General features: G+C 71.0%; 14 protein-coding genes. 8 read left to right on the forward strand and 6 right to left on the reverse strand.

The annotated features are described in order from the left end of the window. The 4 genes from ACFV6D_RS13320 to ACFV6D_RS13335 all read right to left on the reverse strand — a co-directional run. Window positions 1–300, reverse strand: a 300-nt coding sequence (locus ACFV6D_RS13320) for a DUF397 domain-containing protein (protein WP_380559725.1), incomplete at its 3' end; no start/stop codon positions are given. Further along, on the reverse strand, window positions 246–479 hold the full coding sequence (locus tag ACFV6D_RS13325; RefSeq protein ID WP_380492396.1) for a DUF397 domain-containing protein: 234 nt from the start codon (window positions 477–479) through the stop codon (window positions 246–248). The genes ACFV6D_RS13325 and ACFV6D_RS13320, both read right to left, overlap by 55 nt. A 20-nt stretch (window positions 480–499) precedes the next feature. Then, window positions 500–733 (reverse strand): DUF397 domain-containing protein, encoded by a 234-nt coding sequence (locus tag ACFV6D_RS13330; RefSeq protein ID WP_380427249.1) that lies wholly within the window; start codon window positions 731–733, stop codon window positions 500–502. Next, window positions 730–1590 (reverse strand): helix-turn-helix domain-containing protein, encoded by an 861-nt coding sequence (locus tag ACFV6D_RS13335; RefSeq protein ID WP_380427247.1) that lies wholly within the window; start codon window positions 1588–1590, stop codon window positions 730–732. The genes ACFV6D_RS13330 and ACFV6D_RS13335 overlap by 4 nt, the downstream gene beginning before the upstream one ends. Window positions 1591–1762: 172 nt before the next feature. On the opposite strand from ACFV6D_RS13335, the gene ACFV6D_RS13340 reads away from it, so the two are divergent. From ACFV6D_RS13340 to ACFV6D_RS13360, 5 genes are all read left to right on the forward strand, one after another. Next, the gene (locus ACFV6D_RS13340) at window positions 1763–2206 is read left to right on the forward strand and encodes an ATP-binding protein (protein ID WP_380370731.1); all 444 of its coding nucleotides are present in this window, start codon (window positions 1763–1765) and stop codon (window positions 2204–2206) included. Next, window positions 2203–2394, forward strand: a complete 192-nt coding sequence (locus tag ACFV6D_RS13345; RefSeq protein ID WP_063346730.1) for a hypothetical protein — start codon at window positions 2203–2205, stop codon at window positions 2392–2394. The genes ACFV6D_RS13340 and ACFV6D_RS13345 overlap by 4 nt, the downstream gene beginning before the upstream one ends. A gap of 17 nt (window positions 2395–2411) precedes the next feature. Then, entirely contained in the window at window positions 2412–3161 is a 750-nt protein-coding gene (locus ACFV6D_RS13350; protein ID WP_380559670.1) for a hypothetical protein, read from the forward strand. 261 nt (window positions 3162–3422) lie between these two features. Then, window positions 3423–3800, forward strand: coding sequence for a nuclear transport factor 2 family protein (locus ACFV6D_RS13355; RefSeq protein ID WP_380559672.1), 378 nt, complete (start codon window positions 3423–3425; stop codon window positions 3798–3800). A 151-nt stretch (window positions 3801–3951) separates the two neighbouring features. Beyond that, window positions 3952–5370 (forward strand): PLP-dependent cysteine synthase family protein, encoded by a 1419-nt coding sequence (locus ACFV6D_RS13360; RefSeq protein WP_380559673.1) that lies wholly within the window; start codon window positions 3952–3954, stop codon window positions 5368–5370. Window positions 5371–5417: 47 nt separating this feature from the next. On the opposite strand, the gene ACFV6D_RS13365 is transcribed toward ACFV6D_RS13360, so the two are convergent. Beyond that, entirely contained in the window at window positions 5418–6152 is a 735-nt protein-coding gene (locus tag ACFV6D_RS13365; RefSeq protein ID WP_380559675.1) for a TetR/AcrR family transcriptional regulator, read from the reverse strand. 100 nt (window positions 6153–6252) lie between these two features. Between ACFV6D_RS13365 and ACFV6D_RS13370 the strand changes: the two genes are divergently transcribed. From ACFV6D_RS13370 to ACFV6D_RS13380, 3 genes are all read left to right on the forward strand, one after another. Beyond that, window positions 6253–7224, forward strand: a complete 972-nt coding sequence (locus tag ACFV6D_RS13370; protein WP_363372652.1) for an ATP-binding cassette domain-containing protein — start codon at window positions 6253–6255, stop codon at window positions 7222–7224. Beyond that, window positions 7224–8087, forward strand: a complete 864-nt coding sequence (locus tag ACFV6D_RS13375; RefSeq protein ID WP_380559677.1) for an ABC transporter permease — start codon at window positions 7224–7226, stop codon at window positions 8085–8087. The genes ACFV6D_RS13370 and ACFV6D_RS13375 overlap by 1 nt, the downstream gene beginning before the upstream one ends. 113 nt (window positions 8088–8200) lie before the next feature. After that, window positions 8201–9187, forward strand: coding sequence for an aldo/keto reductase (locus ACFV6D_RS13380; RefSeq protein WP_063346724.1), 987 nt, complete (start codon window positions 8201–8203; stop codon window positions 9185–9187). Between the two features lie 96 nt (window positions 9188–9283). On the opposite strand, the gene ACFV6D_RS13385 is transcribed toward ACFV6D_RS13380, so the two are convergent. Further along, a complete protein-coding gene (locus ACFV6D_RS13385) occupies window positions 9284–9787 on the reverse strand; it encodes a hypothetical protein (RefSeq protein ID WP_380559679.1) in 504 nt (167 codons plus the stop codon). Window positions 9788–9943 lie beyond the last annotated feature (156 nt).

The raw sequence follows: 9943 nt of genomic DNA on the forward strand, positions 1-9943 counted from the left end.
GAAGCGGGGGTCGTGGGCTTCGATGGCTTGGACGAAGGCGGTCCATTCGGCCTGGTCGAAGGCGAGGTGGGGGCGGTTCGGGTTCTTGTCGTCACTGAGCCAGACGTCGCCGTTGTCGAAACGCGCGATAACCACGCAGTTGCCGTTACCTTCCCCGGAGAACGGGGACTTGACCCACTCAACGCTGGCGGGGCTGTGGTCGTAGGGATCGTTTCGGTCGCGCATCCGGGCCTCCCGGTGGGCGGTTAGGCGGTGAAGCGGGGGTCGTGGGCTTCGATGGCTTGGACGAAGGCGGTCCATTCGGCCTGGTCGAAGGCGAGGTGGGGGCGGTTCGGGTTCTTGTCGTCACCGAGCCAGACGTCGCCGTTGTCGAAACGCGCGATAACCACGCAACTGCCGTTGGAGTCGCCGGAGAAGGGGGACTTGGTCCAGTCGGCGTCGGCGGGGCTGTGGTCGTAGGGATCGTTTCGGTCGGGCATCTTGGCCTCCCGGTGGGTGGTCAGGCGGTGAAGCGGGGGTCGTGGGCTTCGATGGCTTGGATGAAGGCGGTCCATTCGGCCTGGTCGAAGGCGAGGTGGGGGCGGCCGGGGTTCTTGTCGTCACCGAGCCAGACGTCGCCGTTGGGGAAGCGGGCGATGATCACGCAGTCGCCGTTGTCGTCACCGGAGAACGGTGACTTGAACCAGTCGGCGGTTGCTGGATCATGGTCGTACGGGTCGCGCTTCTCGCTCACGTCAGCTCTTCCAACTTGCGTTCAAGGGCGGTGATGGTGTCCTCCGGCGACAGAGCGCAGCGATGGAGCCGGGAGAAGGCTCGCTCGGCCCGTCGTACGTCTCGTCCGGTTCTACGCGGGAGCATACCGCCAACAGCTTCGATGAATACGAACCCATCTTCGGGATCGTCAGGGAACCTCATGAGTACGAGTCCTGAGGTCAGGATGCCCTGTCGACCTGCGCTCAAGGGGATCATTCGGATAGTGACGTTCGGGTATTGCGCGACCTTGATCGTATGGCGGATCTGGTCCGCAAGGACCTTGTGATCGCCTGCGACCATGAGTGCCACCTCGCCGAAGTAAGCCTCCAAGGCGAGCGTGGGGTCCTCGGTGAGTCGACGTTGCCGCAGCATGCGGACTTCCGTTGCGGTTTCGATCTGTTCCTCGTTGGGCGCGCTCAGTCCAGCCGCGATCATCTCCTTGGCGTAACCCTCGGTCTGGACGAGGCCAGGGAAGGCGGAGGGGAAGTAGTTCAGCATCTGAGCGGCATCGGCTTCGAGTGCCAGGTACTCGCTGAAGGCCGCCGTGATGGAGTTCGCGAAATCCAGGTCGCGCCACCACTGCTTCGGAGGGCTGGCCCCGAGAAGGCTCTCAAGGTCCTCCCGCTCCTGGCCGGTGACGCCGGAATGATCGAGCAGTGTGGCCAGGTCGGTGGCGCTGATCGGCTGTAGGGCTCGTTCGATCCGGCTGAGTCGACCGGCGCTCCAACCCTTCAGGTCGGCCGTCATGTCGGTCAGGGTCTTGTTGTTCTCCAGTCGCCAGGCGCGCAGTTCGTCGCCAAGCCGGATTTGCCTGATGGCCGACAGGTCCTTGTTCAAGTGGCGCCCCTCCGTCCGGTGTGGGGTCCAGTCTCACCAGTCTGCTGGCCTTGTCTCAAGTCCAAACCATGATCAATTAATTTATTCGAGCAATGAGGTTGCGGTTTCGATTTTCGATGCTCCACACTCACTGTGACCGCACGAACACGCCACTGAAGGTGTGGGGTGACTCATGTCCACCTTGCGTAACCCGGTCCTCCGATCCTGGGAGACCACCCTCACCGAGCACGAAACCTCGGTCCGTACCGCCCGCCGCCTGGTCCGTGACCAGCTCACTTCCTGGGGCTGGGTCGGTGACCCGGTCGACGACCTCGTCCTCATCGCCTCCGAGTTCGTGACCAACGCCGTCGTCCACGCCTGTCACGGCGACGGCGAAGTCCGGCTCTACCTCCAGGAGTTCGACGGCGGCTGCCGCCTCGAAGTCTGGGACCCCCGCAGTGACCTCCCGCTCCTGGAGCGGCGTCCGGGCCGTTTCAACGAGTGCGGCCGTGGGATCGAACTCGCCCGCCGGCTCGCCGTCGACTTCGGGGTGATCGCGCGGTGCGGCGCGGGCAAGCGCGTCTGGGCGCGCGTCCTCCGTACCGCGGACAGCAACGTTCCCTCGCCCGAAAGTTGAGCACCATCAAGCTCGCCACCACGGCTGCGATCACCGCCGCCAGCCTCGCCCTCGCCTGCTTCGCCTCGAACCTCGTCCCGCCGCGCGAGCCGGCCACCGCCGACGTCGTCTGGTGGACCACCCTGGCCGCCGCCCTGATGACCGGCATCAACCGTCACAGCGACAACTCCGACGACGACAACGACTGAACCGAGGAGCCCCCCTCATGACGACCATGCACCCCGCCGCCATCGCCTTCCGCGACCCGGCGGCCCTCCGCGCCCGCTGCGACATCGGCAACGTCCGCAGAGTCCATGGTGAGCCCGACTACGAGAACGGAGCCGTCGTCCCCGCCGGCGACTGGTCCCCGCTCCCCGAGGAGCACCCCGAGCGCTACGCGCCGGGCCTCTTCACCAAGGACAGCGGCCTGGTCGAGTTCTTCCGCCTCCCCGGGACCGTCACCGACGTCCACACCGTCGCCGCGCTCGTCGGCCTCCTCGGTGATCCGCTGCACGTCGCCCTCGAACCGGCCGAGGACCCGCCCGGTGAGCTGGTCACCCACCGGTTGCCCGAGAGCGGCCTGTGCCTCGGCCTGCACGTCGACAACCACCAGAACCTGCCGTACCCGGACCGCGACACCGCCCGCCGCCGCCTCTGCGTCAACCTCGGCCCCGGCAGCCGCCACCTCCTGCTCGCGGACACCGACATCAAGTCCATCTGCCGTACCGTCCACGACCGTTACGAGACCCACTGCCCGCACACCGACGACCTGCGGATGTTCGTCGCCCTGCGCAGACCGCTCAAGGTGCTGCGGGTCCGCATCGACCCGGGGGAGGGCTGGCTCGCCCCGACCGCCGTGCTGCCGTACGACGAGTCCACGGAAGGTACGGAAGGTGCGGAAGGTCAGGCCCGGTGGTCCGCCACCGCGTCCTGGCTCGGCCACTGGGGGCGCGACCTCTTCGAACCGCTGATCTGATCGCGCGCCGGTCACTCTCCGCACACACCCGATCGGCGGGGCGGGCGCGGGCCGTACCGTTGCGCACTTTGGAGCGCAGCAAATCTGAGGGGCGCGCAAGAGGCGCCACGCGCCTTTGTCCGCGCCCCTTTACGGTCGAGAACCCTCGCCGACTCGGCCTCGACGATCCGGGGCTGCCAGTGCTGTGACCGGGATGGCCCACCGTGATCGGAAGGCGGCTCGCGGGACGAGCGCACGAGCAACGGCTGGTATTACTGGGGCATGCAGGAAGAGACGGCACGCTCCGCGATCGACACCTTCATCTCCGCGTTCAACGCCTCGGACGACAGCTATGTGACTGCCCTGCTCTCCCAGGCCCTGACCTCAGACGTGGTCTTCTGGGGGCCGTTGGGCCGCAGCGAAGGAATCGCGGCGGTCGAGCAGTTCGTGCTGGACATCCGGCACCACCCGGCGGGGACCGGCACGATGGCGCGCTGCTCAGCGGTGGACATGCCTGACGAGTGGGCCCGGTACCAGTGGGTCTTCACCACGCCGGATGGAGGCCCCCGCCTGGCGGGAACGGACGTCGTCCATCTGCGGCGGAGCCTCATCGACCAGGTCATCGTCTTTGCGGGGGAGATCGAGCCGTTCGTCTCCTGAGTCGTCCTTCTGTCGCTGTCCTTCTCGTGAACTTGTCCCTTTCGGCACTCCGGGGCTGCGGTTCGCGGTCGGTCAGGCGGTCACAGCACCAGCGACTATCTGACCGCGCGTTCGGGCAGGCTCGGGCGGACAGCCAGTGAAAGGGGCCGTGATGGCCGCAGTGCACGAATCCGTACTCGACGCGATCGGTGGGACGCCCCTGTTCCGCCTCGCCCGGCTCGGCGCCGGGCTGCCCGCGCGGATCTACGCCAAGGCCGAGTTCCTCAACATCGGCGGCAGCGTCAAGGACCGCGCCGCGCTGTCCATGGTGCTGGCCGCCGAGCGGGACGGCCTGCTGCGGCCGGGCGGGACGATCGTCGAGGCGACCTCCGGCAACACCGGCATCGGGCTGACCATCGTCGGGCGGCAGCGCGGTTACCGGGTGATCGCCGGGGTGTCCGACAAGTCGGCGCCCGAGAAGTCCGACATCCTGCGGGCGTACGGCGCCGAGGTGGTGCTCGCCCCGACGGCCGTGCCCGCCGAGGACCCGGCCCACCTGTTCAACGTCGTGCAGCGGCTGGTGGAGGAGATCCCCGGCGCCTGGCTCGCCAACCAGTACGACAACCTGGCCAATCCGGACGCCCATGTGCGTACCACCGGTCCCGAGATCTGGGAGCAGACCGGCGGCCGGGTCACCCACTTCGTCGCGGGCGTCGGCACCGGCGGGACCGTCACCGGCACCGGCGGGTACCTCCAGCAGGTGTCCGGCGGTTCCGTGACCGTGGTCGGCGCGGACCCGGAGTCCTCGATGTACGGGGGCGGGGACGGCAGCCCGTGGTTCGTCGAGAGCATCGGGCACTTCCTCCACCCCGGCACCGTCGAGGACCGCTGGCCGCAGGCCTACCGGTCGGAGGTGGTGGACGCCTTCGAGCGCATCCCCGACCGCGAGTCGCTGCTGACGGCCCGTCGGCTCGCCCGGGAGGAGGGCATCCTGGCCGGTCCTTCCTCGGGCACGGCGGTGGCGGCGGCGCTGCGGGTCGCGCGGCGGCTCGGGCCGGACGACCTGGTGGTGGTGCTGCTGCCGGACTCCGGGCGGTCCTACCTGTCCAAGGTGCACAGCGACGACTGGATGCGGCAGTGGGGCTTCCTGGAGGAGGAGTCGGAGTCGGCGGGCGGCCTTCGGCCGCTGCTCGCCGGGGCCGGCCCGCTGGTCGCGGTCGACGCCGGTGCGACGGTCGGCGAGGCGCTGGAGGCGCTGCGCGCCGTGCCCGGCGGGGTGGCGCCGGTGGTGCTGGCGCGGGCGGCGAGGCCGTACGGGGTGAGCGCGACGGAGGTGGTCGGCTCGGTGTCGCGGGCGGTGCTGGCGGCGGCGCTCGCGGACGGCGGCGCCAAGCCGGGCGATCCGTTGGGTGGTTCGCCGGGTGGTCCGCTGGGCGCGCTGCTCGGGCCGGCGCTGCCGGCGGTGGGCGTCGGGCAGTCGCCGGCCGAGGCGCGGGCGGCGCTGGGGGGCGCGCACGAGGCCGTGTTGGTGCTGGTCGACGGGCGGGCGGCGGCGGTGCTGTCGCGGCCCCGGCTTGAGGGCGGGGCCTGAGGGCGCGGCTTGAGGGCGGGGCCGGTCGGCGGGGCTGAGCAGCGGGCTCAGCGGGGCGTCGGCGGGGCCAGGATGGCCGTGATCACCCGGTCCAGCGAGCGGTCGAAGGCGGCGTCCGGATCGGAGGGCGGTCCGGACGTCGCGAACGCCTGGGCCAGGTGCGGGTATTCGCCGCTCATGGCGGCCCGGGTGAGGTAACCGACCAGCTCCGCCTGCCACTTGGCGCCCGCAGCCGCCGTCTGCTCGTACTGGGCGTACTGGCAGACGAAGCCGTTGAACAGGGCCATGGCCTCCATCCGGGCGCCGCCGCCCAGGCCGGTGGAGGCGGTGACGGCGAGGAAGTGGTCGGTGTAGCGCAGGGCGTTGGGGCCGATGCCCGGGCGGGCGAGCACCAGGGTCGGCAGCCAGGGGTGGCGGCGGAAGATGGCGAGTTGCTGGCGGGCGAGCGCCGCGAGGTCGGCGCGGACGTCGCCGCTCGGCGCGGCCGGCAGCTCGTACTCGGCGGTGACGGCGTCGAGCATGAGGTCGAGCAGGTGCTCCTTCTTCGGCACGTAGTTGTAGAGCGACATGGTGCCCGCCCCGAGGGCGGCCGCGACCCGGCGCATGGAGGCGGCGTCCAGGCCCTCCGCGTCGGCGATCTCGACGGCCGCGGCGGCGATGGACGTCCGGCTGTGGGCCGGTTTCGGCCCGCGGCCGGTGCGTTCGGGGCGTAGCCAGATCAGTTCGGGCGCCTCGGGGGTGGCTGGGCGCTCGCTGTTGCTGGGGGGTTCGTTGGACGGCACTGGGTGATCACCTCGCCCCCCATCTTAGATACGTACGACGTACGTAGTAGCATTTGGCTCACGCTTCTACGTACGCTGTACCTAGAGAAGGGGCAGAGCCATGTCCGACACCGCCCGACCCGCCATCGAGATGGCAGGCGTGGAGAAACGATTCGGGACTACCGAGGCCCTCCGCGGCCTCGACCTCACCGTTCCCGCCGGCACCGTCTGCGGATTGCTCGGCCCCAACGGCGCCGGCAAGACCACCGCCGTCCGCGTCCTCGCCACCCTCGTCGCCCCCGACCGGGGCACCGCCCGCGTCGCCGGACACGACGTCGCCCGCGCCGCCGAGGACGTCCGCCGGGCCATCGGCCTCGCCGGGCAGTACGCCGCCGTCGACGAGGGCATCACCGGGCGCGACAACCTCCACCTGTTCGGCCGGCTGCACCGCCTCGGCGCCCGCCGCGCCCGCGCCCGCGCCGACGAACTGCTCGAACGCTTCGACCTCACCGAGGCCGGCGACCGGCTCGTCCGCACCTACTCCGGCGGCATGCGCCGACGCCTCGACCTCATCGCCAGCCTGGTCACCAGCCCCCCGGTGCTCTTCCTCGACGAGCCCACCACCGGGCTCGACCCGCGCAGCCGCCAGGAAATCTGGAACACCGTCAAGGAGTTGGCCGACGGCGGCACCACCGTGCTGCTCACCACCCAGTACCTGGAGGAGGCCGACCGGCTCGCCGACGACATCGTCGTCGTCGATCACGGCGCCGCCATCGCCACCGGCCCACCAGCCAGGCTCAAGGCCGCGATCGGCAGCCAGCTGTCCGTCACCCTCGCCGACCCGGCCCAACTCGCCGCCGCCGCCGTGGTGCTGTCCACCCTCTCGGGCGGCGACGCGCAGGTCGACGCGGCCGAACGGACCGTGACGGTACTGACCCAGCCCGGCGTGTCCGTCCTGCTGCCCTCGCTGGTACGGGAGTTGGACACCGTCGGGATCACCGCCGAGGACGCCGCCGTACGGGCCCCCTCGCTGGACGACGTGTTCCTCGCGCTCACCCGCGAATCCGCCGAAACCCTGAGGAGGGCCGCCTGATGGCCGCCGTGCACGCCCCCGCGCCGATGCCGTCCCGCCCCGCGCCGGCACCGTCCCGCCCCGCGCCGAAACCGTCCCGACCCGCCCGGCTGGCCGTCGACACCTGGACGTCGATGCTCCGCATCCTCCTCAACTACCGCCACTCGCCCGGCCTGTTGGCCGCCTCGCTGGGCGTCCCGGTGATCATGGTGGTGGTCTTCGGGTACGTCTTCGGCAGCGCCATGCGGATCCCGGGCGGCGGCGACTACCGCGAGTTCCTGATGCCCGGCCTGTTCGCCATGGTCGCCACCAACGGCATCATGGTGACCATGGTCGGCGCCGCCCGCGACGTCGGCCGCGGCATCACCGACCGGCTGCGCTCCATGCCCGTCTCCCGCACCGGACTGCTGCTCGGGCAGACCCTCGCCGACCTGCTCGTCAGTTTCGTCGTCCTGACCCTCCTCGCGCTCGTCGGCCTCGCCGCCGGCTGGCGCGTCCGCGAGGGCGCCGGGGACGCGGCGGGCGCGTTCGCCCTGTTGCTGCTCTTCCGCTTCGTGATGACCTGGGTCGGCACCTGCCTCGGCCTGACCATCGGCAAGGAGGAGGCCGCCGGCCAACTCTCCGTCGCGGTCTTCCCGATCGCGATGGTCACCAACGCGTACGTCCCCACCGGCGGCATGCCCGGGTGGCTGCGGGTCGTCGCCGACTGGAACCCGGTCAGCGCCGTCGTCCAGGCCTGCCGCGAACTCTTCGGCAACCCCTCCGCGGCCGGCGGCGCCTGGCCCATGCAGCACGCCGTCCTCGCCTCGCTGCTCTGGAGCGGCCTGCTGCTCGCGCTCTGCGTGCCGCTCGCCGTGCGGAAGTTCGCCACGCACGGGCGCTGAACAGGCCGGAATCCGGCGATTCCGTCCGACCCGGTTCGTCTGCGCGACTGTGGGCCTGCTCGTCTGACGGAATGTGCTGGACACCGGCGCCGGTACGGCCGAAGGTGGGCGCCATGGAGTACACCCACCTCGGCCGCACCGGCCTGACCGTCTCCCGACTCTGCCTGGGCACCATGAACTTCGGCCCCCACACCGAGGAGTCCGAGGCCCACCGCATCATGGACACCGCCCACGAGCGGGGCATCAACTTCTTCGACACCGCCAACGCCTACGGCCGCGACAGCGAGGGCAACCTCAGGGGCCGGACCGAGGAGATCATCGGCCGCTGGTTCGCCCAGGGCGGCGGCCGCCGCGAACGCACCGTCCTCGCCACCAAGGTGTACGGGCCGATGGGCGACTGGCCCAACGAGGGCAAGCTCTCCGCCCTCGGCATCCGCCGCGCCGTCGAGGCCAGCCTGCGGCGCCTGAACACCGACCACATCGACCTCTACCAGATGCACCACATCGACCGGGACACGCCCTGGGAGGAGATCTGGCAGGCGATGGAGGTCCTGGTCACCCAGGGCAAGATCATCTACGTCGGCTCCAGCAACTTCGCCGGCTGGCACCTCGCCCAGGCCCAGGAGGCCGCCCGCTCCCGCCACTTCCTCGGCCTGGTGAGCGAACAGTCCCTCTACAACCTCCTCGACCGTACCATCGAACTGGAGGTCATCCCCGCCCTCCAGCACTACGGCCTCGGCCTGCTGCCCTGGTCCCCGCTGCGCAGCGGCCTCCTCGGCGGCATCCTCCGCAAGGAACGCGAAGGCACCCGCGTCCGCGGCGCCCTGCCCCAGGCCGACGGACTCCTCGCCACCCACCGCGACCGCCTCCAGGCCTACGAGGACCTCGCCGCCGACCTCGGCACCGAACCCGCCGACCTCGGCCTCGCCTGGCTCCTCACCCGCCCCGCCGTCACCGCCCCCATCATCGGCCCCCGCACCCCCGCCCACCTCGACGCCGCCGTCGCCGCCCTCGACCTGAAGCTCGACCAGAAGACCCTCGACCGCCTCGACGAACTCTTCCCCGGCCACCAGCCCGCCCCGGAGGACTACGCCTGGTAGCCGCGCACGGGCGCCGGGAGGCCCACTGCCCCCCGGCGCCCGCCCGGCGCCCGCCCTGCGCCCGTCCTGCGGCCGTCCCCGCGCCCGCCCCTGCGGTCAGACCAGGGCGCGGGCCCGCTGGTCCCACGTCTCGACCCGCGCCATGGCGGCGGTGACGAGGTCGAGTGCGGCCATGATGTCCTTGGCCGGGGCCCGCAGATCGCGGCTCACGTTGGTGAGCCACTCCATCATCGTCCGGAAGAGCCGGAGCGTCTCCAGGCCCTCGCGCGAGGCCTGGGACATGTCGATGAGCTGGTGCAGGAAGCTGTGGGTCTCCTGGGCCTCCCCGGTCTGCGGCAGCTGCTGGAACATGTCCAGCGAGGCGTGCACGGTCGCGTCGATGTTCGACATTCGGGTGGTGAACTCCTCGGCGCACACCTTGAGTTCGGCCGCCGGCCCGCCGAGGGCGGTGCCGAAGCGCCTGGTCGCCGCGAGCGTGGCGGACGGCGGCGCACCCTTCGCGGCGGCGCGTTTCATGTCAGGCCCGAACTCCTCGGCCAGGGCGGCGATGGCGTTCACCAGCCCGGTCATGGTCTCGATGCCCTCGGTCAGCAGGTCCATCTCGGACTCCACCGTGGCGAAGAGGTCGATCAGGCCGGGCGCGTCCTCCCCGTGCGCCCCCGGCGGGGCGGGGGGGCCCGGCGGCGGCGGGGGGGGTTAAACAACAGGAGCGGGCGGCGCCCCGTCCACGTTTTTTTACGGGGGGGGGCGGGGGGT

Source organism: Kitasatospora sp. NPDC059812 (assembly GCF_042732075.1).
Lineage (GTDB): Bacteria > Actinomycetota > Actinomycetes > Streptomycetales > Streptomycetaceae > Kitasatospora.